The sequence below is a fragment of the Mycolicibacterium sp. lyk4-40-TYG-92 genome (assembly GCF_030209435.1).
Lineage (GTDB): Bacteria > Actinomycetota > Actinomycetes > Mycobacteriales > Mycobacteriaceae > Mycobacterium.
In genome coordinates this window covers 189,925-216,831 of record NZ_JARVRX010000017.1, presented here as the reverse complement: position 1 = coordinate 216,831, position 26,907 = coordinate 189,925, and the positions used below count along the sequence as shown (strand labels likewise).

The window sequence follows — 26,907 nt, the reverse complement described above, 5'->3', positions numbered from 1 at the left end:
CCGGTTACCGCACGCATTTTCGCGACGTGTGCTAGCCGGCCTTCTGGTTTTGGTCCAGCCAGGCGACACCCTCGTCGGCCGCCTTGATCAGCGCACCGCGCTCACCGAAGTACGTCGACACCGCGCCGACCCACGGCAGCGCGCTCAAGCGCTGCCACCACTTGTTCGGCTGCGGCCGCTTGGCGATCTCCTCGAACGTCGCGCGCAGGATGCCGGCCAGCTGCCAGATGCTCTTGACGACGACGACCGGCAGCGACGACGTGACGGCCTCCAGGGGCTTCCAGCCGTCCGGCGGGGTTTCGGGCAGCGTTTCGGAATCGGCGGACGGCACGCTCAAGTTGTCGAGGTAGTCCGCGGGCAGCTGCCGTCGGCACAACACCGCGGCGAGCAGGCGGACCTGCTCGCGCTGATCGGTGACGCCGTACTCGCGGGCCACCGCGCACAACACGATGGCGTGGTTGACGAACCCGGCCAACTCGCTCACCGGCAGCACCCGGGCCAGCACGCCGAACGCGCCCGGCGTGGCCACCAGCAATGTGTTCAGCGCGCCGACGCGGTGCACCCACCAGTGGATGCGTTCGTCGCGGCTCAGCCGCTCCCAGGCGGCGGTGCCGGGCAGGTCGGCGGCGTTCATCAGGTGGGCGCCCGCGTTCAGCGCGCGGTCGGCGGTGCTCGGGCTGCGGCCGGCCTCGGCGCGGCGGTGCCCGACCCGCAGCCGGCGGACCAGGTCGCCCAGCCCGCGCGGCGGGCGCAACAGCCGGTGGGTGCGCCTGCGCAGCCCGATCGGATCGGCTTGGGACAGCACATTGAGCAATGGGTTGATGACGGCGACGGCGCGGCTCAGCGCGTCGGCGACGTCGGCATCGGACAGCGGGGTGTACGGCTTCGGCAGCAGGCCCATACCGGAGATTGTGGACCACATCTGTGGCGAGCGGAGCGACGGGGATTTGCCGCGGGGCCCTCGGATGGTGGTTCGGCGTCACCCTGCCGATACCCTGAACGGCGTGCCGACCGCCCGCCGCCAGCTGATGACGACCGGCGCACTGGTGTCGGTCCTGGCACTCGCGGGCTGCACCGTCAGCCCGCCCCCGGCGCCGCGCAGCACCGAGACGACCAAGACCGTCGTCCCACCGCCGCCGAAGATGAGCCAGATCATCATGGCCATCGACTGGATCGGCCCCGGGTTCAACCCGCATCTGCAGTCTGACCAGTCGCCCGTCAACGCGGCGGTCTCGGCGCTGGTCCTGCCGAGCTCGTTCCGGCCCATTGCCGATCCGGCGTCGCCGTCGGGGTCGCGCTGGGAACTCGACCCGTCGCTGCTGTTGTCGGCCGAAGTGACCAACCAGAGTCCGTTCACGGTCACGTACAAGATCCGTCCCGAGGCGCAGTGGACCGACAACGCGCCCATCGCCGCCGACGACTACTGGTACCAGTGGCGTCAGATGGTCAGTCAGCCCGGCGTCGTCGACCCGGCCGGCTACGACCTGGTGACCGGTGTCCAGTCGGTCGACGGCGGCAAGACGGCCGTCGTCACCTTCGCCCGGCCGTACCCGGCCTGGCGGGAACTGTTCAACAACATCCTGCCCGCGCACATCGTCAAGGACGTGCCGGGCGGGTTCGGCGCCGGACTGGCGCGGGCCATGCCGGTGACCGGCGGTCAGTTCCGCGTCGAGAGCATCGACCCGCAGCGCGACGAAATCCTGCTGGCGCGCAACGACCGCTACTGGAGCGTGCCCTCGGTGCCCGACCAGGTGCTGTTCCGGCGCGGCGGATCGCCTGCCGCCCTTGCGGATTCGATCCGCAACCGCGACACACAGGTGGCCCAGGTGCACGGCGGGCAGGCGACGTTCGCGCAACTCGCGGCCATTCCGGGCGTGCGGACGGCGCGGATCGTCACCCCGAGGGTCATGCAGCTGACGCTGCGCGCGCAGCGGCCTGGACTGACCGATGTCCAGGTCCGCAAGGCCCTGCTGGGTCTCCTCGATGTCGGCCTGCTGGCGGCCGTCGGCGCGGGCAGCGACAACACCGTGACGCTGGCCCAGGCTCAGATTCGGACGCCGTCGGACCCCGGCTACGTACCGACGGCGCCGCCGGCACTGGACCGCAACGCCGCGCTGGATCTGTTGGTGCGCGCCGGGTACAACATCGAGCCTGCCGTCGCGCCGCCGTCGCCTCCCGGCACGCCACCGCCGCCGGGCCACGATCGGCTGGTCAAAGACGGTAAGCCGCTCGGACTGGCCATCGGTGTCGCCGCCAACGATCCGACGGCGGTCGCGGTCGCGAACACGGCCGCCGACCAACTGCGCAGCGTCGGCATCGAGGCCACCGTGCTGGCCATGGATCCCGTCGCCCTGTACGCCGAGGGTCTGGACCGGGTCGACGCGATCGTCGGCTGGCGTCATGCCGGCGGCGATCTGGCGACGGTGCTGGCATCGCGCTACGGCTGCCCGGGATTGGACGCGACGGCGGTCTCCACCGCCACGCCCCCGGCGCCCACAGGGCAGCCGACGTCGACGTCGAAAACCGCTGTGCCCCAGCCATCGACGCCGTCGGTGACGTCCACGGCGCCGACCATCCCGCTGCCCAAGCCGCTCGGCGGCGATCAGTTGGTGCAGGCGCCCAGTAACTTGACCGGCATCTGCGACCACGCGATTCAGCCCAGGATCGACGCGGCGCTGGCCGGCACCGAGAAGATCTCCGACGTGCTCAACGAGCTGGAGCCCAAGCTCTGGGCGATGGAGACGGTGCTGCCGATACTGCAGGACACCACCATCGTCGCCGCCGGGCCGACGGTGCAGAACGTCAGCCTCACCGGCGCCGTCCCGGTCGGGATCGTGGGCGACGCCGGTAAGTGGGTCAAGGTTCCCTGAGCTGTGGGCGAGTCGGCTGTGGCTCAGGAGCTTTCGCGCGGGTAGCTGACTGTTCCCGCAACAGCCGGATGCCGTGCGACGCGTAGGCGGCCACCGCGAAAACCAGCAGCAGCCAGATTGGCGGATGCGCCAGTTCCCAGACGAACAGCGCCGCGAAGGCCGGCGCCCGCTGGGTGATCGCGAGGACGCCTGCCGCACACGTCAGGGCCACGGCGGGTACGTGCAGGTTCGTATCGGCCAGGCGGTTGAGGGTGAACGTCGCGACGGTGCCCGCGGCCGCGCCGGTGGCCAGCGCCGGGGTGATCAGTCCGCCGACCGCGCCGACCCGCAGATACAGCGCGGTGAGCAGTGGTTTGAGGACCAGGAGAACCGCTGCGGCGGCGAGACTCAGTTGCGCGTCGACGCTGACGATCAGCACGCTGCGGCCATTGCCCGGCAACTCGGGCCGGTAGATCGAGCAGATGCCGGTCACCAGCCCGGCCAGCGCGACGCCCGGGATGAGCACCCAGGAGGTCAGCTGCGGCTTGGGACCCGCGACGGCCATCAGCTTGTTGAAGATCAGGCCGATCACCACCGAGAGCGGTGCGATGGCCAACGCCAGCATGGTGAATTGGTACGACAGTGCCGGATCCGGCCAGATCAGGTCACGCTCGAAATGGGTGACCGGATGCGACACCGCGACCGCCAGGCTCGACGTGATGAGCGCCGTGCCGACGACCTTGGGATGCCAGGTGCCCATCATGACGCGCGCGGCGAAGAAGGCCCCGCCCAGCGGGACGCTGTACACCGCGCCCAGGCCGGCGCCCGCGGCGCAGGACAGCAGAATCTCGCGGTCGCGGGCCGTCAGCGTCCCGAGCGTCGACGACGTGAGCCGCCCGAGCCACGTCGTCCCGTAACTGCTGAGCACCGCGGCCAATTGGCGCGGCGCCGTCTCCCGGCCGAGCGATGCACCGGTACCGACGGCCAGCGCCTGCAGCGCGGCGTCGGCCGCCATCGGCAGATGCTGCATCGGCTTCTTGCCGGCGATGGTCGCCGACAGTGACGGAGTCCCGTTGCGGCGGCGCAGGATCCACCAGCCGAGTCCCGCCAGCGCCCCGCCGATCGCCGGCGCCAGCGCGCGCCGCACCGGCGAACTGGCGCCGATGCCGTCGAGGAGGAGCCCGTACGAATAGTGGTAGGCGAGGTGTTCGACGGCATGCAGCAGCGAGACCGTTGCCGCCCCGGCGACCCCGGCGAGCAGACCGGTGAGCAGCACCGCACTGCCGAACTCGAGCGCGCGTCGCGTCACTCGGTGAATGTATGCCAGCCTGGGTGACATGGAGACCCCACGGCTGCTGTTCGTCCATGCCCATCCGGATGACGAGACACTGACTACCGGAGCGACCATCGCGCACTACGCCGCCCGCGGCGCCGACGTGCGGGTGCTCACGTGCACGTTGGGCGAAGAGGGCGAGGTCATCGGTTCGCAGTGGGCGCAGCTGGCGGTCGACGGAGCTGACCAACTGGGCGGCTACCGCATCGGTGAATTGACCTCGGCGCTGAAGGAATTGGGTGTCGACCAGCCGCGGTATCTGGGCGGGGCCGGACGTTGGCGCGACTCCGGCATGGAAGGCAGCCCGGCCCGGCACCGGCAGCGGTTCGCGGACGCCGACATGGACGAGGCCGTCGCCGAACTGGTGGCCGTGCTGCGGGCCTTCCGGCCGCACGTCGTCGTCACCTATGACCCCAACGGCGGCTACGGGCACCCCGACCACGTCCAGGCGCACCGGGTGACGACGGCCGCGGTCGCCGCGTCGGCCGGCGACGGTCATCCGGGCGAGCCCTGGCAGGTCCCGAAGTTCTACTGGACCGTGATGGACGGTGAGTCGATGGCCGAAGCTCTGGACTCGCTGAACGGGATCGAGCTGCCCGAGAGTTGGATACGAATCCCGGCCAGTGCCCTGCCGTTCGACCTCGGTCACCGCATCGATGCCATCATCGACGCGCAGGACAGCCTGCCGGCCAAGGTCGCCGCCATGCGCGCCCACGAGACGCAGGTGACGGTCGAGGCGAGCGGCCGGGTCTTTGCGCTGTCGAACAACATCGCGCTGCCGATCAGCCCCGTCGAGCACTATGTCTTGGTCGACGGCACGGCGGGCGAGCGGGACGCCCGTGGTGTGGAAACTGACCTACTCAGCGGGATAAACCTGGCGTGACACCGGGAAGCGGGGGAGTAGGGTAGCCGCCATGGACGCGGATCTGGACCCCAACCTGCAGCACCTGCAGGGCCTCGGCGACAACTATCAGTGGGTCGTCGGTTCCCTCGTCGGACTGCTCGACAGCATCCCGACCTGACGTCTGCCCCGGTGCCCGCCGACTCCGGTCGGGCGCGTTCGTTGATGCTCGGTGTGCTGGCCCTCGATGGCGCCTTGTCGGCAATCGCCGGCGCACTGTTCCTGCCGCTCTATCTCGGTCCCGTGCCGTTCCCGATCAGTGGCCTACTCAGTGGTCTCGTCAACGCGGCCCTGGTCTGGGCCGGCCTGCAGTGGACGTCCCGTCCGCGCCTCGCCGCGCTACCGATGTGGGCCTGGTTGACGACAGTCGTGCTCCTGCTGCTCGGCGGCCCCGGCGACGACGTCGTGTTCGGCGGCGCCGGCATCATGCAGGCCTCACCGTTGATCTTCTTGCTGCTCGGTGCGACGCCGCCCGGTGTGGTCTTGTGGCGCCATGCCCAGCGCGCTGAAGTGTCGCGCTAGCGTCCGGTCTCTCTGCGCAACGTTCAGCCCTTGGCTGTGTGGCTGCCCGAACCCGCGTTTTGGCCCGCGCCGGCGCCCTGCGACTGGCCGGCGCCCTTCTCGCCCTGGGCCTTGCCACCCTGGGCCTTGCCACCCTTGGCGTTGCCACCCTTGGTCTTGTCGGCCTTGCCGGGCTTCGTCGCTCCGGTGCCGGCATTCTGGTTATCTGCGCCCGCGTTGTTGTTCGTGGCCTCGGTCTTGTCGCCTGGCTTCTTGTCGCGCGTCTTGGTGGTCTTGGGTGCCTTGACCTCGTCCTGCTGCTGGGTCGATCCGGCGGGGTCGCCGGCGGCCGGAGTACCGGCCTTGGGCTCGTCGGTCTTGGGCTCGGTCTTCGGGTCGGTGGCTTTCGGATCAGCCTTCGGATCGGTTTTCGGATCGGTCTTCGGGTCTGCCTTGGGGTCGTTCTTCGGGTCGGACTTGGGATCGCCGGCCTGCGGGTCGGTCGGCTGCTGCGCGGCCTCGGTGCCCGCGGGCTGCGTGCCCTTGTCGTCGGACTTGCCCTTGTCGTCCGTCTTGCCCTTGTCGTCCGTCTTCGTCGGGGTCTCGGCAGGCTTGTCGGCCGGGTTCTGCGCAGCGGTCGGCGCGAGTTTGGTCTCCGCGGTGGCTTTGGCTGGCGTCAAGCCTGCGGCCAGGCTGGTCAGCGTGGTCTGCACCGTCTTGGCGATCGACTCGAGTGTCGTCTGCGCGGCGGCCAGCGAGCCGATGGGCGGCAGCGGCGGAATCGGCGGGATGATCCAACCGAAGAAGTAGTTGAACTCCGCGATACCGAAGTTGATGACATCGTTGACCGAGTAGCGGATCGCATTGCCGATGCCGTTGACCCACACGCCCAGATTGAGCGGATCGTTCACGATCGGGACGACCGCCTGGTAGAAGATGTCGTTCGAGACCGGCCGGATCAGCGTCCAGTAGAAGATGTCAGTCTGCGCGGCGATGGTGCCCGCGAACGGCACGAACCAGTTCAGCCAGTAGAGAACGTCGGTGGCGTAGTCGACGCCCCAATCCACCCAGGCCTGAATGCCGGTGTACGCGTTGGTCAGCCAGTCACTGGCCGCGTTCTGGGGGGTGACGACCGGCCCGGCCGCCGACGGTGCGGCCGCCAGCGGGTTCGGCCCCACCTTGGGGGCGACGCCCGCGGCGGGCAGCCTGGGCGCCGGCGGTGCCATGGTGCTCGCCGCGGCCAGCAGCTTGACCATGGCCTCGGTCAGGTGCGGTTGGACTGTGGTCGGGTGCGCCGGGACCGCGACGTCGGCGGGAACCACCTGGATGGGGGTCAGGGCGAGGGCCGTGGCGGTCGCCGCGGCGGCGCCCGCCATGAGATACCTGCGGACAGAAACGGACACCATGGCTCCTCGAAATGATCGCGTCCCGACCCTCTGAACTTACGCGGTCGTCACCAAATTTGACCAACAGTCTGGGCGTTTGCTGTGTGTGTCGGGGCATGGGGCCCGCGCCACGCCGGCCGGCTGGCGCTACTGTGGCCGGTATGCCAGGCGCAGTGGTTTCAGAATGTGAGACGCGTGGATGAACGTCGACTTCATCGGGGTTACAGGGAAGTGGCTCTGAACCCCCAGAACGGCGCAGACCTGCCTCTCCCCGTGGTCCCACCGCTCGCCGCCCCTGCATCGTCGTCCGCCCTACGCCGCGTGCTGCGCCGCGCTCGTGACGGAGTGTCGCTCAACGTGGACGAGGCCGCCATTGCGATGACGGCCCGCGGCGATGACCTGGCCGATCTCTGTGCGAGCGCCGCCCGGGTTCGTGACGCCGGTTTGGAAGCGGCGGGACGACGGGGCGCCACCGGCCGGTTGCCGGTGTCGTATTCGCGCAAGGTGTTCATCCCTGTCACGCATCTGTGCCGCGACACCTGCCATTACTGCACTTTTGTGACGGTGCCCGGCAAGCTGCGTGCCCGCGGTATGGGCATGTACATGGAGCCCGACGAAATTCTTGACGTAGCCCGCCGCGGCGCCGAGATGGGCTGCCAGGAAGCGCTTTTCACCCTCGGTGACCGTCCGGAGGACCGCTGGGACGAGGCCAAGCAGTGGCTCGACGAGCGTGGCTATGACTCCACCCTCGACTACGTGCGCGCCATGGCCATTCGTGTCCTGGAGGAAACGGGTCTGCTGCCGCACCTGAACCCCGGTGTCATGAGCTGGTCGGAACTGTCGCGGCTCAAGCCCGTCGCGCCGTCCATGGGCATGATGCTCGAGACCACGTCACGCCGGCTGTTCGAGACCAAGGGACTGGCCCATTACGGCAGCCCCGACAAGGACCCGGCGGTGCGGCTGCGCACGCTCGATGACGCCGGCCGGTTGTCCATCCCGTTCACGACCGGCCTGCTGGTCGGTATCGGTGAGAATCTCACCGAGCGCGCCGAGACCATGCACGCGATCCGCAAGTCGCACAAGGAGTTCGGGCACGTCCAGGAAGTCATCGTGCAGAACTTCCGGGCCAAGGATCACACCGCCATGGCCCAGGCGCCCGATGCCGGGATCGACGATTTCCTGGCCACCATCGCGGTGACGCGCTTGGTGCTGGGACCCAAGATGCGCATCCAGGCGCCGCCGAATCTGGTGTCCCGCGAGGAATGCCTGGCGCTGATCGGTGCCGGTGTGGACGACTGGGGTGGCGTTTCGCCGCTGACCCCCGACCACGTGAATCCCGAACGTCCCTGGCCCGCACTCGATGATCTGGCTTCGGTGACTGCTGAGGCCGGTTATGACCTGGTGCAGCGGTTGACGGCGCAGCCGTCGTACGTGCAGGCCGGGGCGGCGTGGATCGACCCGCGCGTGCGCGGACATGTGGATGCCCTGGCGGACCCGGAGACCGGGTGGGCGCGCGAGGTCAACCCTGTCGGCATGCCGTGGCAGGAACCCGATGAGGCGTCGGAGTCGTTGGGCCGCACCGATCTGCACACCGCCATCGACACCGAGGGCCGGCTGACCGAGACCCGCAGCGATCTGGGCAGTGCGTTCGGCGACTGGGAGTCCATCCGGGAGAAGGTCTCCGAGCTGGCGGCCCGTGCCCCGGAGCGCATCGACACCGACGTGCTCGCGGCGCTGCGCTCGGCCGAACGCAACCCGGGTGGCTGCAGTGACGACGAGTACCTGGCCCTGGCGACCGCCGACGGTCCGGCGCTGGATGCCGTTGCGGCGCTCGCGGATTCGTTGCGGCGGGACGTCGTCGGCGACGATGTCACGTTCGTGGTCAACCGGAACATCAACTTCACCAACATCTGCTACACGGGCTGCCGCTTCTGCGCCTTCGCGCAGCGCAAGGGTGACGCCGACGCCTACTCACTGTCGACGGACGAGGTCGCCGACCGGGCCTGGGAAGCGCATGTCGCCGGGGCCACCGAGGTCTGCATGCAGGGCGGCATCGACCCCGAGCTGCCCGTCACCGGGTACGCCGATCTGGTCCGCGCGGTGAAGAAGCGCGTGCCGTCGATGCACGTGCATGCCTTCTCGCCCATGGAGATCGCCAACGGCGTCACACGCAGCGGGCTGTCGGTGCGGGAGTGGCTGACGTCGCTGCGGGAAGCCGGCCTGGACACCATCCCGGGCACCGCCGCCGAGATCCTCGACGACGAGGTCCGTTGGGTGCTGACCAAGGGCAAGCTGCCGACCGCCGAGTGGATCAACGTGGTGACCACCGCGCACGAGGTGGGGCTGCGGTCGAGCTCGACCATGATGTACGGGCACGTCGACACCCCCAAGCACTGGGTGGGACACCTGAACGTGCTGCGTGGAATCCAGGACCGCACCGGCGGTTTCACCGAGTTCGTGCCGCTGCCGTTCGTGCACCAGTCCTCGCCGCTGTATCTGGCGGGCGGGGCGCGGCCGGGGCCGACGCACCGCGACAACCGCGCGGTGCACGCACTGGCGCGGATCATGCTGCACGGCCGGATCCCCAGCATCCAGACCTCATGGGTCAAGCTCGGCGTCGAGCGCACCCAGGTGATGCTGCAGGGCGGTGCCAACGACCTCGGCGGCACGCTGATGGAGGAGACCATCTCCCGCATGGCCGGCTCGGAGAACGGCTCGGCCAAGACCGTCGCCGAGCTGGTCGCCATTGCCGAAGGCATCGGCCGCCCGGCCCGTCAGCGCAGCACCGACTACTCGCCCCTGGCCGCCTAGCCCCCTCTCCCGCGAGCGGCCGTGTTTGTACGGGCTTTCGCGGTGTGTCGCGTGCACTTTGCGCGCGCTCACGGGCCGCGAGTGTCACGCTTTGATGCGTGAACACCATCGGTGACATCCCCGCGCACCCGTTCTTTGTCCACTTCGTCGTGGTTCTGGTGCCGCTGACCGCGATCCTGGTGATCCTCTGCGCGGTCTGGACCGCCGCGCGAGAGCGCCTGGTCTGGCTGACGCTGGTCCTGTCTGTGGTGCTGACGGTGCTGACGCCGCTGGCGACCGAAGCCGGTGAATGGCTGGAGCACCAGCAGCAGGCCCGCACGCCGACCTTGCACGAGCACACCGAACTCGGCGACACGGCAATCTACTTCGTCCTCGGCCTGCTGGTGGTGTCGCTGGCGCTGGCATTCCTGCACCGCTGGGGCGCCCGCCTCGGCGAACGGCGTGGCCTGGGCGGCATCGTGGTGGCAGTGCTGGCAGTGCTGATCGGCGTCGCCTCGATCTACCAGATCGTGCGAATCGGTGACACCGGTGCGCACGCGGTGTGGGGCAGCAGCGGGTCGTAGCCCGCTACAGCTTGGCCGCCAACTCCGTGCCCTGCCGGATCGCCCGCTTGGCGTCCAGTTCGGCGGCAACGGCCGCGCCGCCGATAATGTGCGGTTCGATGCCGGCCTGGCGCAACGCCTCGTCGAGATCGCGCACCGACTCCTGGCCGGCGCAGATCACGACGTTGTCGACCTCGAGAACGCGTGCCCCGGACCGGTCCGGGCCGAAGCTGATGTGCAGGCCGGCGTCGTCGATCTTCTCGTAGTTGACGCCGGAAAGTTGCTGTACACCTTTGGCTTTGATCGATGCCCGGTGCACCCACCCGCTGGTCTTGCCGAGCCCGCGACCCTGCGCGCCCTTGGTGCGCTGCAGCAGGTACACCTCGCGGGCCGGTGGCAGTGGGATGGGCGTGGCCAGCCCACCGCGGGAGTCGCCGCCGTCGGCGATGCCCCACTCGGCCCGCCACTCCTTGAGGTTCAAAGTGGGGGATTCATCGACTGTGAGGAACTCACTGACGTCGAAACCGATTCCGCCGGCGCCGATCACCGCGACCCGCTTGCCGACCGCCGCTCCCGTCAGGGCCTCCGCATACGACAGCACCATCGGGTGGTCGATGCCGGGGATCGCCGGCATGCGTGGTGCGACGCCGGTGGCCAGGACGACGTCGTCGTAGCCCGACAGTTCGTCGGCCGACGCCCGGGTGTTGAGCCGGACATCCACGCGGTGCTTGGCCAGCATCGTGGTGTAGTAGCGGAGGGTTTCGTTGAACTCCTCCTTGCCGGGAATCCTTCGGGCCAGATCGAATTGGCCACCTATCCGATCGCCGGCCTCAAACAGGGTGACGGAGTGCCCGCGCTCGGCAGCGGTGACGGCGGCGGCCAGGCCCGCGGGTCCGGCGCCGACCACCGCGACCCGCTTCGTCACGCGAGTCTTGCCCAGCACCAACGTGGTTTCGTGCCCGGCCCGCGGATTCAGCAGGCATGACACGGTCTTGTGCACGAACGCATGGTCCAGGCAGGCCTGGTTGCAGGCGATGCAGGTGTTGATCTCGTCGGCGGCGTCATGCTGCGCTTTCCGGACCCAGTCCGGGTCGCTCAGCAGCGGTCGCGCCATCGAGATCAGCTGCACCGCACCGTCGGCCAGGATCTGTTCGGCGGACTGCGGCATGTTGATCCGGTTGGATGCCACCACGGGAATGGTGACGTGTTGCGCCACCGCGTTGCTGATATCGGCGAACGCGCTGTTGGGTACCGACGTGACGATGGTCGGCACCCGCGCTTCGTGCCAGCCGATGCCGGTGTTGATGATCGTCGCGCCGGCAGCTTCGATTTCCGTTGCCAGCGTGAGGATTTCCTCCCACGTCTGGCCGTCTTCGACATAGTCGGCCATCGACAGGCGGTAGCAGATGATGAAATCGCGGCCCACGGCCTCGCGGGTGCGACGGACGATCTCGACCGGGAAGCGGCGGCGCTTCTCGGGGGTGCCGCCCCAGGCGTCGGTGCGTTTGTTGGTGCGCGGCGCCAGGAACTGGTTCAGCAGATAACCTTCGCTGCCCATGATCTCGACGCCGTCGTACCCGGCTTCGCGGGCCAGCAGTGCACATCTCACGAAGTCGCCGATGGTGCCTTCGACGTCCCGCAGTGCCCGGGGCCGGAACGGGTTGATGGGCGCCTTGATCGACGACGCGCTGACTGAAAGTGGATGGTACGCATAGCGTCCCGCGTGCAGCACCTGCAGCAGAATCTTGCCGCCCTCGGCGCGGACTGCTGTGGTGATGCGCCGGTGCCGACGGGCATCGGAAGACGACAGCATCTCGGCGGCGAACGGGAGCAGCCAGCCGGTGCGGTTGGGGGCGTAGCCGCCGGTGATGATCAGACCGACCCGACCGCGGGCCCGCTCGGCGAAGTACTCGGCCAGCTTGCCGGTGTCGCGGGCGCGGTCCTCGAGGCCGGTGTGCATCGAGCCCATGATCACCCGGTTGCGCAGCGTGGTGAAGCCAAGGTCCAACGGCGACAACAGGTTCGGATAGGGATTGGTCATTGTTTTCCTTCTAGGGCGAGCAGAACTTCGTCCAACCAGTCCACTGACCCCTGCTCGGCGCGGATGCCGCCGCGCAGCACCAGGTATTGGTGCAGCGCGCTGCCGGTGAGCGCGGACGGGTCGGGGAACTGACGTTTTTCGTAGCCGCGATAGGTGTCGAGTAGTGCGGCACGTTCGGCGCGTAGCGCGCGAATCTGCTCGCGCAGTGCGGCGGTGCTGTCCGCGGATCCGTACGTCGCGCCGCGCAGCTTCACCGCGAGTTCACGCGTACGGGCGTCGGTCACGGAACTGCCGCGGCCAGTGAGGGGTTCGGCGATCCAGCGTGCGAGTTCGGCCCGGCCGGTGTCGGTCACCGAATAGACCTTCTTGTCCGGACGCCCGTGCTGCGCGACGACCTCGACGCTGACCCAGCCGTCGGCGCCCATGGTGCGCAGCGTCTTGTAAATCTGCTGGTGGGTGGCGGCCCAGAAGTAGCCGATCGATCGGTCGAACCGGTTGGCCAGTTCGTAACCGGAACCGGCTTGTTCGCACAACGCCACGAGGATGGCGTGGGGGAGGGCCACGGCACGAGCCTAGGTGCTACCGGCGGTCCTATGCAACAGATTGCAAAGCTAAAAGTGACACGCGTAAAAAGCTGCAGCGGGAACTAGTCGGACGGTATGTGCAACGTCTAGTATCAGTAACCACGCGCCACCCTTCCTGGGCGGCGCGTAAAGTTAGGTGACACTGAGCCAGACGCTTCGGTACGGGCGCACCATACTGACGTCTGCTCGTTGTATTCCTGACGAGCCAGCAGCCCACTGGAACAGGAGAACTACCGGTGACGTACGTCATTGCCGAACCCTGCGTCGACGTCAAAGACAAGGCATGTATCGAAGAATGCCCGGTCGACTGCATCTACGAGGGTGCACGCATGCTGTACATCCACCCCGATGAGTGCGTGGACTGCGGCGCGTGCGAGCCGGTCTGCCCCGTCGAGGCCATCTACTACGAGGACGACGTCCCCGATCAGTGGAGCGGATACACTCAGAACAACGCCGACTTCTTCGCCGAGCTCGGCTCGCCGGGTGGTGCGTCGAAGGTCGGCCAGACCGACAACGACCCGCAGGCGGTCAAGGATCTCGCGCCGCAGGGCGAGTGACCCTGTCCGCTCGAACCAGAGTCTCGGCTGCATTGCCGGTGTTCCCCTGGGACACCCTGGCTGACGCGACCGCGACCGCGCGTGCTCATCCGGACGGCATCGTCGATCTGTCCGTCGGCACACCCGTCGATGACGTCGCTCCGGTGATCCGGGAGGCGCTGGCCGCTTCCAGTGCCTCACCGGGTTACCCGGCGACAGCCGGTACGCCGGCCGTGCGTGCGTCGGCAGTGGCTGCGCTGCAACGCCGCTACGGCATCACCGGCCTGCCGGAGCAGGCGGTACTGCCGGTCATCGGCACCAAAGAGGTCATCGCCTGGCTGCCGACGCTGCTCGGCTTGGCGGCCGCCGACACCGTCGTGGTGCCCGAACTGGCGTACCCGACGTACGACGTCGGCGCGCGGCTGGCCGGTGCGCAGGTGCTGCGTGCCGATTCGCTGACCCAGATCGGGCCCCAGGTGCCCGCGCTGGTGTTCCTGAACTCGCCCAGTAACCCGACCGGCAAGGTGCTGGGTGTCGACCACCTGCGCAAGGTCGTCGGCTGGGCGCGCGAGCGCGGTGTCGTCATCGCGTCCGACGAGTGCTACCTCGGTCTGGCGTGGGATGCCCAGCCGCTGTCGGTGCTGCATCCCGACGTCTGCGATGGCGACCACACCGGTCTTCTGGCCGTGCACTCGCTGTCCAAGACCTCGTCGCTGGCCGGCTACCGGGCCGGCTTCGTCGCGGGGGACCCGGCGTTGGTCGCCGAACTCCTTGCAGTGCGCAAGCACGCCGGGATGATCGTCCCGACGCCCGTGCAGTCCGCGATGGTCGCCGCCCTCGACGACGACGAACATGAACGCATCCAACGGGATCGCTACGCAAAGCGTCGCGACGCACTGCTGGCGGCAGTCCGGGGTGCCGGCTTCACCGTCGAGCACTCCGAGGCCGGCCTGTACCTGTGGGCCACCCGCGGCGAGTCCGGGCGCGCGACGGTCGCGTGGCTGGCTGAACGCGGCATCCTCGTCGCGCCCGGTGAGTTCTACGGCCCGGCCGGTGAGCGGTTCGTGCGCATCGCGCTGACCGCGACTGACGAGCGCATCGCCGCCGCCGTTTCCCGCTTGGCTTAGTTCAGCTAACCCGCGCGTCCGCGTGCTGCTGCGTTCGCGACAATTTCGGGGACGGCCAGCGCTGCAGATGATGGTGGCGCACAATGGGCTCTCGCCATGATTGATGCCCTCGCTTCCGACGCCTCGCGACGGAACATGCTGCGGCAGGCAAACCGCATCACGTTATTCATGCGTCATGGTGCCAATCTGTTGGTCTGCGCGGTCGTCGTCGTGATACCTCCGCCGCCCCATGAAACTGCAGCCCGGATATGTGCCGCTGCGCTGGGCGCATGGGCTGCTTACCGACTGGGCTCCCGTTCGCATGGTTCGCGTCTGGTGGCGATCGACTACGTCACCACGCTCGCCGCGTGCCTGGCCACCCCGGTGTTGGTGGCCGGCCCGCAGTTCTACCTGTCGAACAGTGTTCCGGTGGTGATCGCGGGCACCGCTGTTGTCAGCTTCAGTCTCTCCTTGCCGGCCGCGGTCAGTTTCGCGATGAACCTCGGGATCGCCGCCGCGTTCGCCGTCGGCTCTTCGGGAGCCGTCGGCTGGAGTCATGTCGGCGACATCTTCAACTTGTACTACTTTGCGTTGCAATGGGTGACCGGGGTGTCGGTCCGAATGATGGTGTTACGTGTGGCCGACTCTGTCGACGCGGCGCGCGCGGATCGAGTGGCCGCGGAACTGCAACAGGAGGTCGCCGCCGCGGTCCGCGAGTATGACCGTGAACAGACGCGGCTGCTGCACGACACCGTCGCCTCGACCCTGCTGATGGTCGGTGATGGCACCTCATTGGCGCCCGAGCGCGTCGCCGCGCAGGCCCGTCGCGACCTGGAGGTGTTTTCCGACAGGCCCTGGGTGCCGCGGGCGCGCGCTGATCTTGTTGCGGCTGTTCGTCACAACGCTGATCACATCGCGACACCGATGACATTCACCGGGGCCGAAGTGCTGTGGCTCGACGGTGTGACAGTGGCAGCGGTCGCCGCCGCGGCCCGAGAAGTGCTCAACAACGTAGACCGGCATTCCGGTGCCACCACGGTGGCGATCACGATCGCACCGGGGCAGCTGCGCATCACCGACGACGGCTGTGGCTTCGACACCACGCAACCCGCTCACGGACACGGGATCGCGAACTCGATCACTGCCCGCATGCGCAGCATCGGCGGCGGAGCGGCAATTCATTCACGTCCCGGGTACGGCACGTCCGTCGAATTACGTTGGCACACAGACACACCGGCGACTGCGGAACCGCCTGCCGATCCAGAGAGACTGATCGAACGCACCCGGGCGGGCTACGGCCTGGCGCTGATCGCGTATGCCTGCGTGAACCTGCTGGCGATGGTGCCCGCCGCCGTATCAGCGACCGGGCAGCCACAGCTGCAGTGGGCGTTGGCGGCGATATCCGCAGCGGCAACGCTGTCGGCGATCACCGGAGTGCTCGGGCGACCAGGGATGCCACCCCGTATAAGCGCCGCGGCACTGGTGCTCGTTTCGGTGGTGCAAGCAATGACGCTGCCCGTTGATCTGCTCGGCACCGCGGCCCAGTGGCCACAGAGCACCCTCGGCTGGTGTGTGCTGCCGCTGCTTCTCAATGAGCGGGTACGTGTCGGTGTCGTCGTCCTGATCGGCTGCTGGACCATCCCCGGCGTCTACGCCCTGATCCGGGACCCGTCGGCGCACACCGTGGCCAATCTCGGCTACGGGACGGCCAGCATCCTGCTGGTGCAGTTGTGTGCGCTGCTGTTCGACAACCTGATCCGGCGGGCGGCAGTATCCGCCGGTGCTGAAGCCGATGCCCGGGCGCGTCTGGTTGCAACTGATCGCATCGGTGCCGCCGTGGAAGCGGAGTACCAGCGTCGCTACGCAGAGCTAGCGGATTCGATCCGTCCCCTGCTGCTCGTCCTTGCGGACGGTGGCACGGTCGATGCCACCATTGCGCGGTCTGCGCAAATCGAATACCAGCGCCTGCGTGCGCTTTTCGACCAATCAGCTGCCTTCGATCACGTCCTGATGCGTGCGCTGCGCCCCGTCGTCGATGGCGTCCAGGGCCGCGGCCTGGCGGTATCGACCAGTGTTGCCGGAACCTTGCCCGCCATCGATGACGTGGTGGCACGGCAGCTCACCGACGTGATTCACCGGGTGCTGACGGCTCCCTCTATTTTTGCCTCTGCCCGAATCACCGTGTCCGGCGACGCTTTCGCAGTCAAGCTCAGCGTGATCTGCCGAGCGGTGCAACACCCCGAAATTCTCACCGAACACATCGCCGATGGCGAAGATCAACTCGACCTGACCGTTCTCGACGACACGGTATGGATCACCGTGCGACACCAGCTCACAGGAGGAGCCCCCGAGTATGCCCTTGCCGGACATGCACCCTGATTCCCTGGGGATCGCTGTGGTCGATGACCACGACATCATTCACACCGGGGTAGCCGCTCGATGTGCCCAGGCCGACCCGCCCGTCGGGGTCGTCTCCAGCCATCTGACGGCCGAATCCTTCCTGGACGCCCATCCGACGGCCACTCCCGGCCTGTCGGCCGTTGTACTTGACCTCGAATTACGCAGCCGGAAAACAGATTTCGAGGCTCTCGCTGCGGTCGTCGATGCCGGCCACACCGTAATCGTGTACACGCACCTGGAAAACGACGAGATCATCCTGCGCTGCATGGACCTCGGTGCGGTCACCTATCTGGCCAAGAGTGAAGGTCAGCATCATCTGATCGAGGCGATCCGCGCCGCCGGCACCGGCGAGCCCTACATCGGACCCCGCATGGCTGCGGCGATCTGGGCTGACTCCACCGTCGGCCGGCCACGCCTCACCGATCGCGAACTCGAAGTGCTCAGTGCCTGGTTCCAGACCGAGAGCAAGGACATCGTCGCCAAGAGCCTGTACCTTTCGCCCGCCACCGTCAAAACCCACCTGCAACGCATCCGCGCCAAATACGCTGCCGTTGGCCGACCAGCCCCGACCAAGGCCAAACTCGTTGCGCGAGCGGTGCAAGACGGCCTGCTCAGTATCGACGAGCTTTGAGGCACGTGCGGCGCGAACACCTGGCGCGCGCACTCGCGGATTGGACCGCCGACGATCCGCGTCAGCTCGACGTGCTGCCGAACCGGTTCGTCAGCGATACGAAAGGGACTCCCGCCGAGGGCGCGACGGACGGCAACGTCCACGTCGAGGTAGCTCTGAAGTTACTGAAATATAGCTGTCGATCTCCTGTCAAATCGCCTGAAGGGTGGCGAATTTTTCGTAACCCGTTGTGCGCTAGTAATTTTCCTACACCTGCGTCAATGTCATCCGAACGGTTGACTTGCAGTCGCAGGGTCGTGAACTTTGCGGAGATCTGCCGCTGATTAGCTGCATCCGGTGATATACCTGGGCGCAAATCACGCTGCGCATCCTCGTGGCGGGGCACTTGAGCCAGGAGGGGCATAGATGGCCGGTCGTCGCAGGGCAGGTCGGACAGCGGCACGTGCGAAGTACGCCGGACGTCATCGCGCTACTTCACGGCGCGAGCCATATCGCTGGTTGGGCACCGGCGCAGTCACCTTCGGTATGGGTATTGCGTTGGTCAACGGCGCAGGAATTGCTCTCGCCGATGACGCCGCCGGTGCGCATGAATCGTCATCGCCCAAGGTGAGTGATTCTTCTTCGCAAGGCATTTCGCGTCACCATCCGAACACGCCGCCAGTCACTTCGCCGGCGGTCCACGCAGCGACTGACTCGACGCCGAACGCGAGCGCGACGGAGTCGAACGCCGATGATGCTGCACCACCTGGGAGTGCGCGAGCGTCATCGAGAAGCCATGGAAAGAACCGAGGGAAATCGTCTGACGAAGGCGGGAATTCACAGTCTGATCCCACTGGCGGCTCCGTCGGCGGCGGTGCGCAGCAGACGGGCGCCCAGGCCTCGAGCCCAAGTGAAGATTCGGGACCGGGCCGACACGCCACATCATCCAAGTCGTCAGCCAAATCGCAAGTGGAACAGTCTGATACGACAAGCAAAGCACCGCGAACTCCGGTGGCCCACTTGGCTACGCAGGTGGTGGCAGCCACGGCCGAGTCGGCGTCGCAGGCCGCGCCGCCTGTGACCGCGGTGGCGCCGAAGACGGCTCAGGTCGATGCGGTGGCGCCGAGTCCCGTGCTGCCGGCGGTGGTTCATTCCGCCTACGCCGTTACGGCGTACACAATGCCTACGGGGGTGGTACCGCCGGCCTTGTCGGCCGCTCCGCTCAGCGCTGCACCTACGACGATGCCGTCGGCGCCGGTGTCTCTCGCGCCCCTCGCGCTGGTACTCGCCGCGGCCTACCCGCAGTCGAGTGCGTCGAGTGTGACGGCAACCGCGCCGGCGGCGACCGTCACGACGAGTGCACCACCTTCGGCCGGCACCCCGACAGTGGTCGCGACAATTCCCGTTGACCCTTGGGCGATTGCGATCACCAAGGACGGCAAGACCATTTATGGCACCAGTTCGCCGTACGCTACGGATGCAAACGGAACGCCGGTTGCGACTGTCCAGGTTGTCGACGCCAGCACCAATACGCAAGTGGGTGAACCCATTCCGGTTGGGCAGTTCGTCGCGCCGGGAAATATCGTGACCAACCCCACGATGAACCGCGCCTACGTCGTTGCCTATAACCCCGCTACGATCACCAATCCGTCCACTGGATATTCCCAGACCGGATACCTACCGTCGCTTGTGGTCATCGACACCAGTACCAACAAGACGATCGGTAGTCCCATCCCGCTGGTGACATCGGATCAGAACTCGACAACCATGACGTCGCCCGGTCCGTCTGCACTGGCCGTCAGTCCCGACGGCAGTCGCGTCTACGTCGCGGGTGCCACGGTGACCAGCTCCTACACCGGCCAGGTCACCAGCTGGCGGCCGACCGTGACCGTGTTTGACACCACGACCAACACGCAGGTCGGCGACACGTTAGGGATCGGGCCGGTGTCGACGAATTTGTATTCGGGTACGGGTGCCACTTCGGTTCTGGTCAGCCCCGACGGCAAGCGGCTGTATGTCACGACGGCGTCCAATCTGACGTCCAGCAGTTCTTCGTCGCCTTCCGTGACGACGACCATCTATACCGTCGACTCCAAATCAGGTGCCCCGGTAGGGAACCCGATCATCCTGACGAATGACGCGGGTGCCCTCATCCCTCAAACCGAGGCGCTGAGCCCGGACGGCACAAAGCTCTACGTAGAGTCCTTGTCGTACCCCGCAATCACGATCGGTGCTCAGAACACCCAGCCCCAGAGTGCGCAAGAAATAGCAAACGCAACGGTTTTGACGTTCAACACCAGCACTGGACAGCAGGTCGGCACTCCCATCAACGTCGTCGGCTACGGGGTGATGACTCTCAGTCCTGACGGAAAGACCCTCTACGTCTCCGATGTCGCCGATTCCCGCACCGGGAAAAAGGCCTCATACCAACCGTATGCCGGTTTACCGACTCAAACCATGTACGACGGCAGCGTCACGGGCTACGACCTGAGTACCGGCAAGGGCATCGGGGCGCCGACGACCGTTGGTTTGGGTCCGACCTCAATGGTGGTCAACCCCGCGGGGACCCGCCTCTACGTCGCCAACATGGCGGATAACACGATCTCAGTCATTGATCTTGCTGATGGAAGTAGCGGCGGTCTCACGCCGATAGCCACCGTGTTTCAGACTGCCGGTGCCGCACTGCACGCGGCAGTTGTTCAGCTGCAGACTTTCGTTACCGCAGCACAAAAGAGTGTCGTTGCCGCAGTGCAAAAGACTGCTGCAGTAGTGCAACAGACGGTTTCCCATGTGCAGCAGCAGGTAGTTGCTCAAGTGCAACAGATCGTTAATACGGTGAAAAGCGCTGTGAATTCGATCGTTACCTTTGTGGCCAGTGCCATCCACCAGTCGTCGCCGTCGGCGCAGCAGTTCAACCCAACGGCGCAGGCGCTATACACACGACTGCGGGACACAGCGGATACTAAGAGTGGAATCTGGGTAGATAAAATCGTCAATAGCAACAACAAGATAAGCTATATCGTGTACCTTGGCGGAACTCAGTTGGACCCCGGGGCGCAACAGAATCTTGGTAGTAACATCCCGTCTGCATTGCATCAAGTGAAGTCTGCAGAATTGCAGACGATCGTGAACGCGATTTATGCCAAAGGTGGAGATCCGCATGCTCCCATAATGCTTGTCGGGTTCAGTCAAGGGGGAATCGATGCGCAGAATATTGCCGAAAGTGCGACGGGGCTCAACATAAAGTCAGTGGTGATGTACGCGGCCCCGTTAGTGTACTGGTCACCGAACAGTCGGTTTACTCAGATTGATCTTGTCGCCACAGGTGACCCCGTTCCTGGGTTAACTCCGTTGCAACAGACTCAGCAGCAGTTGCATGGCCACGTCTATGGACCCGCGATTCCGTCGGATTACTGGAGGTATACAGCTGCTGAAGCAGCAGTTGTAGGAATTCCCTATGTTGGTGCTGGCCTTGCCGGCAAGATAGCGCTTGATTACCACGGTGATCGGGAGACGTATTCGAGCGTTGCAAAAATGTTCGACCAAGATAAGGGATATCGTGACGTCAAGGCTTCAATAGCTAATTTCTCAGGCAAGGTGTTTCGGCCTTGATGTGAAACGTGTCGAAGCCTTCAGGCAGTAGCGCTCGGTATTCGGGTAGAGGTACAGGCTGTCGTCCGCGGGGTCTTGCAAAACTCGTTGTCCTGCAAGGGATTGATACCCGCATCTAACTGACTGTCCCTCGCGGCCGCGATGTTGGTCGATCAGTCCACGTCGAGCTGCGGGGGCACGGCTGAGGCCAGCGCCGCCCGGCACGCCACGATGGCCGGTGTCTTGCTGATGGCGGTCCGCGTCGCTGTGAACACCACCCGCCGACGCGGGTCGACGTCCACGACGCGGACATCCGGACGGCGCCGCACCCGCATCAGGTCGGGCAGGATGGCGACCGCGTTGCCGTTCTCGATCAGCGCGATCTGGGCTTCGAGGTCGTCGGTCTCGAAGCGGACGTCGGGCTCGAAACCTGCTCGGCGGCAAAGCTGTTCGGCCCAATGTCGGGACGCCGTGCCTTCGGGCTCCATCGTCCACGGCAGGTCGGCGGCATCTTTGACCGAGGAGATGCGGTCCCAAGGTTCTCCGGTGGGTGGTACGGCCAGCCGCAGCAGGTCGGTGGTCAGCGGTGCCCGGTGCAGTTCCGGATACGCGCGCGCGGCGTGCCCCGGATATTCCTCGGCGATCACCAGATCGAACTCGCGCAGCCAGGTCTCGTAGAGCGCCTGCTCGGGTTCGCGTTGCGACATCGTCACGCGAAGCCGCGGATGGCGGGTCGCCAACTCCGTCAGCATCTGCGGCATGAAGGCCGAGGCCGCGGATTGGAAGACGGCGAGCCGAACGGTGCCGGAGGCCTCGTCGCTCTGGACTGCGACATCGGAGGCGGCCTGCTCGAGCCGCGCCAGGATGACCGCGGTGTGCTCGACGAGCACCTCGGCCGCGGGGGTGAGCCGCAGCCGACGCCCGACCTTCTCCAACAGTGGCACGCCGACCTCGCGTTCGAGCTGGCTCAGCGCCTGCGATATCGATGACGGGCTCTGGTGCAACGCCTCGGCGACCTCGGACAACGTGCCGCGCAGGCTCAGCTCGTGCAGCAGGCGCAGCCTGCGGGTGTCGAGCAGGTCAGCACGCTGATATTTCATTCCTACTTAAGCTTTCCTGTCAGAAATCATCGCTTTATTTTAAGTGTCTGGCGCGCTCATGATGGACAGATGACACAGCTGAGCCGTGAGAAGGACGACCTGCTGACCGAGGTCGTAGCCCAGGTCCGGTCCTGGCTCGACGAATCAGCCCGCCTGCCCGTCGCCCCGGCCGGCCGGCGATTGGCAGACGTTCTGCGCGACCCGAGCGGACTGGATTTCACCGTCGGCTTCGTCGACCGCGTGATCCGGCCCGAAGACCACCGGGTCGCAGCAGCCAACCTGCGTGCCCTCGCGCGTAACGCCCCTGGCTTCCTGCCGCCGCATGAACGGCTGTTGATCAAGCTCGGTGCCCTGGTGTCGGTGATCGCGCCCGGCCTGGTCATCCCGGTCGCCCGGAAAGCGTTGCGACAGATGGTCGGTCACCTTCTCGTCGACGCGACCGATGCCCGCCTCGGCCGATCCATCGCACGTATCCGCGAGCGTGGTGTCAGCCTCAACATCAACCTCCTCGGTGAGGCCGTGCTCGGCCGGGCCGAGGCGGCCCGGCGGCTGAAGGGCACCGAACAGCTGCTCGCCCGCGCCGACGTCGACTACGTGTCGATCAAGGTTTCGGCCACCGTGCCGCCGCACTCGCCGTGGGCGTTCGACGAAGCCGTCGACCACATCGCGGCGAACCTGCTGCCGTTGTTCACCCAGGCGGCGACCGCGCCGACGAAGAAGTTCATCAACCTCGACATGGAGGAGTACCGCGACCTGGAGCTGACGATCGCGGTGTTCACCAAGCTGCTGGACCGGGCCGAATTGCTGGACCTCGAGGCCGGGATCGTCTTGCAGGCGTATCTGCCCGACGCGCTGAGCGCGATGATGCGCCTGCAGGACTGGGCTCGTGCGCGCCGCGAGCGCGGTGGCGCGGGCATCAAGGTTCGGCTGGTCAAAGGTGCGAACCTTCCGATGGAGCACGTGGAGGCCTCGCTGCACGGCTGGCCCGTGGCGACCTTCGCGACGAAACAGGACACCGACACCAACTACAAGCGGGTGCTGGATTACGCGCTGCAGCCCGACCACACCGCGAATGTGCGGATCGGTGTCGCCGGGCACAACCTCTTCGACATCGCCTATGCGTGGGCGCTCGCCGGGCGTCGCGGCGTCCGGGATCGTGTGGAGTTCGAGATGCTGCTGGGGATGGCCGAGGCTCAGGCCGAAGCCGTCCGGCGCACCGTCGGCGGTCTGCTGTTGTACGTACCGGTGGTGCACCCCAAGGACTTTGATGTCGCGATCGCCTACCTCGTACGGCGGCTGGAGGAGGGCGCCAGCCAGGACAATTTCATGTCCGCGGTGTTCGAGCTGCACGACGACCAGTCGCTGTTCCAGCGCGAGCAGGACCGTTTCGTCGCGTCGCTCGCCGAGTTGGGGAAGTCCGCTGACGTCGTTCCGGCACCCAACCGTCGCCAGGATCGTCGCACCGACGATCCGTGGGCAGCGATGAGCCCGGCCGGGGAGTTCGCGAATGTCGCCGACACCGATCCGGCCCTGCCCGGAAATCGACTGTGGGGGCGGGCGATCACCGAGCGGATCGCCGCGTCGATGGCCGGAGCCGAGTTGGTCGCCGAGCACACCGTGTCGAGCGCGACGGCGCTCGACGGGATCATCGCCGATGGTGTGACCGCGGGCGCGACATGGGCTGCGTTGACCGGTACAGACCGGGCAGCGGTCCTTCGGCGCGCGGCGGGAACACTCGAGGCAGCGCGGGCGCAATTGCTGGAGGTGATGGCGTCCGAATGCGGCAAGACGCTGGACCAGGGCGATCCAGAGGTCTCCGAGGCTATCGACTTCGCGAATTACTATGCGACGCAGGCGGGGGATCTCGACGCCATCGACGGTGCCGTCGCGGCGCCGGCCGGGTTGGTGGTGGTCACGCCGCCATGGAACTTCCCGGTCGCGATCCCCGCCGGATCGGCATTGGCCGCGCTGGCCGCGGGCAGTCCTGTCATCATCAAACCTGCCATTCAGGCCCAGCGGTGCGGATCCGTTATGGTGCAGGCGCTTTGGGACGCAGGCGTGCCGCGCGACGTGCTGCAGCTGGTGCACCTTGATGAGGGCGAGCTCGGTACGCAATTGGTGTCCGACCCGCGGGTTGGCCGCCTGGTCCTCACCGGCGCGTTCGAAACCGCGGAACTGTTCCGCAGCTTCCGGCCCGACTTGCCACTGCTGGCCGAGACCAGCGGCAAGAACTCCATCATCGTCACCCCACATGCCGATCTCGATCTCGCGGTGAAGGACCTGGTGTACTCGGCCTTCGGGCATGCGGGACAAAAGTGTTCGGCAGCGTCGCTCGGCATTCTCGTGGGCTCCGTCGCCCGGTCGGCGCGGTTCCGCGACCAGCTGGTCGATGCCGTCACTTCGTTGAAGGTCGGCTACCCGTCAGACCCGACCGCGCAGATGGGACCCATCATCGAGCCTGCGCACGGCAAGCTGCTGCGGGCCCTCACGCAGCTCTCGCCCGGGGAGCGGTGGCTGGTGGAGCCGCGCCAACTCGATGACAGCGGACGGCTCTGGTCACCGGGAGTGAAGACCGGAGTGCGGCGTGGCTCGGAGTTCCACCGCACCGAGTACTTCGGTCCGGTTCTGGGCCTCATCGCCGCCGCTGACCTCGACGAGGCGATCGCCATTCAGAACGAGGTCGACTACGGGCTGACGGCAGGGCTGTACAGCCTGGACCGCGATGAGATCGAACGGTGGCTCGACCGGGTCGAGGCCGGCAACGCCTATGTGAACCGCTCGACCGTCGGCGCGATCGTGCGGCGTCAGCCCTTCGGCGGGTGGAAGAAGTCGGCGGTCGGTGCGGGCGCGAAGGCCGGTGGCCCGAATTACCTGATCGGGCTGAGTGATTGGCGTTCCGCCCGGGCGACGCAGACGGCCCCGGTGTCGCCACCGGTGCGAGCGATCCTCGACGCCGCACCGGCTGTCGGGTCGGCACCCGGAGAACTGGAGTTCCTCGAACGGTCCTTCGGATCCGACGCACATGCCTGGGCGACGGAGTTCGGCGTCGCGCGCGATGTGTCGGGCCTGATCGCGGAGAAGAACGTCTTCCGCTACCTGTCGGTGCCGGTGACGGTGCGCACCGAGAATGCTGATCCGGCGGCCGTACTGCGCGTGGTGGGGGCGGGAATCCTGACCGGTTCCGGTGTCACTGTCTCCACTCCGGTTCCGCTCGATCCGGCGATTGTCGACGCACTGGCAACGGCCGGCGTCGTCTGCAGGCTGGAAGATTCGGCGTCATGGCGGAACACCCTGCGCGACAACGCTCCTGGCCGGGTTCGCCTGCTCGGCGGCAGCCGCGAACAGTTCGCACGTGACAGCGCCGGCAATGTCGGTATCGCGCTCTACGCGGGGCCGGTGGTCGAAGCCGGGCGGATCGAGCTGCTGACTTTCCTGCACGAGCAGGCGATCGCGGTGACGGCGCACCGCTTCGGCTCTCCGACGCCGTTGTCCGAGAACCTGTTTCGGTGACGTCGCGCCTAGAGGGCGTAAGCGAGCTTGAACTTGTCGAGCAGATACGGCCCCGACACCACCGGCTCGTAGCGCGGCGGATTGTCTGCTGTCGCGCAGGTGGGGATGCACTCGATGACGGCGTCGAAATTGGGCTGGTGGAAGAACGGCAGGCTGAACCGCTCTCCGCCGGCACCGTTGCTCACCACACGGTGCACGGTGCTGACCCAGCGGTCGTTGGTCCACCGCGCCAGCAGGTCACCGATGTTGATGACGAACGCGCCGGGAACCACGGGCACATCGAGCCATTCGCCGCGGTCACTCCAAACCTGTAGCCCGCGTTGCGATTCGTCCTGCAACAGGATCGTGAGATTGCCCCAGTCCGTGTGCTGGCTCAGCCGGATTTCGCCGGCCGGCCGGTCGTCGGCGGGGTAATAGTTGGCCATCAGGTTGGAGTTGTGCCGGTCGATCGATGCGTCGAACCAGTCTTCGCGCAGGCCAAGGGCGAGCGCGAACAGCCGGGACAATTCGGTCGCCAGCAGTTCCATCTCGGCGTAATAGCGTTCGTAGGCCACGCGAAAGCCCGGGAGTTCGGGCCACCGTTCGGCGACCGCCACCCGCTCGTCGGTCCAGCCGTCGCCGCGTAGTCCTTCGGGGTTGCCGAGCGGGAAGTGGACGAACTTCTCGACGCGGTCCGGTGCCTGGTGTTCGGCCTCGACGTCCGCGCCGTCGTTGGTGGCCGCGAGCTTGCCTGCGCTGCTGAAGCCACGGGCCAGCGGGTCGCCGGGCACTGCCCGGGCGCGGTCCTTGCCGACCTGCGGCAGGGCGAAGAACTCGCGCAAGGCACGCTTGACGTCGCTGATGGCCTTGTACGGCACGCCGTGCCCGACCAGGATCAGGAAACCACTGCTCTCGCAGCACCGACCGATCGCGTCGGCCACCGCCTGGCGGTGCGCCGCGTCTCCGCTGCGGGCGCTGCTGATGTCTATCACTGGGACGAAGCCGTCCTGCAGGACGACACGGTCGACTATCACGTCTGGTCGGGTCACGCGTTCGACGCTAGAACCTCAACCATGGTTGAGATCAAGTGCCGAAATCCTTCGCGCACAACGGCGCCGGCCGGAATCG

18 protein-coding genes are annotated in these 26,907 nt (G+C 66.8%); 11 read left to right on the top strand and 7 right to left on the bottom strand.

The features are described from left to right. Positions 1 to 31: 31 nt before the first annotated feature. The gene (locus tag QRN63_RS23290; protein WP_267315328.1) at positions 32 to 901 is read right to left on the bottom strand and encodes a hypothetical protein; all 870 of its coding nucleotides are present in this window, start codon (positions 899 to 901) and stop codon (positions 32 to 34) included. 64 nt (positions 902 to 965) lie between these two features. Between QRN63_RS23290 and QRN63_RS23285 the strand changes: the two genes are divergently transcribed. Beyond that, positions 966 to 2,870, top strand: a complete 1,905-nt coding sequence (locus QRN63_RS23285) for an ABC transporter family substrate-binding protein (RefSeq protein WP_285033375.1) — start codon at positions 966 to 968, stop codon at positions 2,868 to 2,870. Here QRN63_RS23285 and QRN63_RS23280 read toward each other — a convergent pair. After that, a complete protein-coding gene (locus QRN63_RS23280; RefSeq protein WP_285033374.1) occupies positions 2,857 to 4,158 on the bottom strand; it encodes a chloride channel protein in 1,302 nt (433 codons plus the stop codon). The two genes, QRN63_RS23285 and QRN63_RS23280, sit on opposite strands and share 14 nt — an antisense overlap. 28 nt (positions 4,159 to 4,186) lie before the next feature. On the opposite strand from QRN63_RS23280, the gene mshB reads away from it, so the two are divergent. Together mshB and QRN63_RS23270 are read left to right on the top strand one after the other, a co-directional pair. Then, a complete protein-coding gene (mshB, locus tag QRN63_RS23275; RefSeq protein WP_285033373.1) occupies positions 4,187 to 5,065 on the top strand; it encodes an N-acetyl-1-D-myo-inositol-2-amino-2-deoxy-alpha-D-glucopyranoside deacetylase in 879 nt (292 codons plus the stop codon). Between the two features lie 90 nt (positions 5,066 to 5,155). Next, positions 5,156 to 5,605 carry a hypothetical protein gene (locus tag QRN63_RS23270; protein WP_502888179.1) on the top strand — a complete coding sequence of 150 codons (450 nt, stop codon included), beginning with the start codon at positions 5,156 to 5,158 and terminating at the stop codon, positions 5,603 to 5,605. A gap of 23 nt (positions 5,606 to 5,628) precedes the next feature. Here QRN63_RS23270 and QRN63_RS23265 read toward each other — a convergent pair whose 3' ends face one another. Further along, entirely contained in the window at positions 5,629 to 6,987 is a 1,359-nt protein-coding gene (locus QRN63_RS23265) for a cell envelope integrity TolA family protein (protein WP_285033372.1), read from the bottom strand. Positions 6,988 to 7,200: 213 nt separating this feature from the next. On the opposite strand from QRN63_RS23265, the gene QRN63_RS23260 reads away from it, so the two are divergent. Continuing rightward, entirely contained in the window at positions 7,201 to 9,780 is a 2,580-nt protein-coding gene (locus QRN63_RS23260) for a bifunctional FO biosynthesis protein CofGH (protein WP_285033371.1), read from the top strand. Between the two features lie 98 nt (positions 9,781 to 9,878). Further along, on the top strand, positions 9,879 to 10,343 hold the full coding sequence (locus QRN63_RS23255; protein WP_267315322.1) for a DUF2231 domain-containing protein: 465 nt from the start codon (positions 9,879 to 9,881) through the stop codon (positions 10,341 to 10,343). Between the two features lie 4 nt (positions 10,344 to 10,347). On the opposite strand, the gene QRN63_RS23250 is transcribed toward QRN63_RS23255, so the two are convergent. Continuing rightward, on the bottom strand, positions 10,348 to 12,363 hold the full coding sequence (locus tag QRN63_RS23250; protein WP_285033370.1) for an NADPH-dependent 2,4-dienoyl-CoA reductase: 2,016 nt from the start codon (positions 12,361 to 12,363) through the stop codon (positions 10,348 to 10,350). Next, positions 12,360 to 12,926, bottom strand: a complete 567-nt coding sequence (locus QRN63_RS23245; RefSeq protein ID WP_267315320.1) for a PadR family transcriptional regulator — start codon at positions 12,924 to 12,926, stop codon at positions 12,360 to 12,362. The genes QRN63_RS23250 and QRN63_RS23245 overlap by 4 nt, the downstream gene beginning before the upstream one ends. A gap of 257 nt (positions 12,927 to 13,183) precedes the next feature. On the opposite strand from QRN63_RS23245, the gene fdxA reads away from it, so the two are divergent. The 5 genes from fdxA to QRN63_RS23220 all read left to right on the top strand — a co-directional run bounded on the left by fdxA (position 13,184) and on the right by QRN63_RS23220 (position 21,211). After that, entirely contained in the window at positions 13,184 to 13,504 is a 321-nt protein-coding gene (gene fdxA, locus QRN63_RS23240; RefSeq protein ID WP_029121628.1) for a ferredoxin, read from the top strand. 32 nt (positions 13,505 to 13,536) lie between these two features. After that, positions 13,537 to 14,610, top strand: coding sequence for a succinyldiaminopimelate transaminase (gene dapC / locus QRN63_RS23235; RefSeq protein WP_285033369.1), 1,074 nt, complete (start codon positions 13,537 to 13,539; stop codon positions 14,608 to 14,610). Positions 14,611 to 14,925: 315 nt separating this feature from the next. Continuing rightward, positions 14,926 to 16,968 carry a sensor histidine kinase gene (locus QRN63_RS23230; RefSeq protein WP_285033368.1) on the top strand — a complete coding sequence of 681 codons (2,043 nt, stop codon included), beginning with the start codon at positions 14,926 to 14,928 and terminating at the stop codon, positions 16,966 to 16,968. Beyond that, the gene (locus QRN63_RS23225; protein WP_285033367.1) at positions 16,943 to 17,620 is read left to right on the top strand and encodes a response regulator transcription factor; all 678 of its coding nucleotides are present in this window, start codon (positions 16,943 to 16,945) and stop codon (positions 17,618 to 17,620) included. The genes QRN63_RS23230 and QRN63_RS23225 overlap by 26 nt, the downstream gene beginning before the upstream one ends. 1,065 nt (positions 17,621 to 18,685) lie before the next feature. Then, positions 18,686 to 21,211 carry a hypothetical protein gene (locus tag QRN63_RS23220; RefSeq protein ID WP_285033366.1) on the top strand — a complete coding sequence of 842 codons (2,526 nt, stop codon included), beginning with the start codon at positions 18,686 to 18,688 and terminating at the stop codon, positions 21,209 to 21,211. A 152-nt stretch (positions 21,212 to 21,363) separates the two neighbouring features. Here QRN63_RS23220 and QRN63_RS23215 read toward each other — a convergent pair whose 3' ends face one another. Next, complete coding sequence (locus QRN63_RS23215) at positions 21,364 to 22,290, bottom strand: LysR family transcriptional regulator (RefSeq protein ID WP_285033365.1); 927 nt, start codon at positions 22,288 to 22,290, stop codon at positions 21,364 to 21,366. Positions 22,291 to 22,359: 69 nt separating this feature from the next. On the opposite strand from QRN63_RS23215, the gene QRN63_RS23210 reads away from it, so the two are divergent. Continuing rightward, positions 22,360 to 25,800, top strand: coding sequence for a proline dehydrogenase family protein (locus tag QRN63_RS23210; protein ID WP_285033364.1), 3,441 nt, complete (start codon positions 22,360 to 22,362; stop codon positions 25,798 to 25,800). An 8-nt stretch (positions 25,801 to 25,808) separates the two neighbouring features. Here QRN63_RS23210 and QRN63_RS23205 read toward each other — a convergent pair whose 3' ends face one another. Further along, positions 25,809 to 26,828 carry an isopenicillin N synthase family dioxygenase gene (locus tag QRN63_RS23205; protein ID WP_285033363.1) on the bottom strand — a complete coding sequence of 340 codons (1,020 nt, stop codon included), beginning with the start codon at positions 26,826 to 26,828 and terminating at the stop codon, positions 25,809 to 25,811. Positions 26,829 to 26,907: the final 79 nt, after the last annotated feature.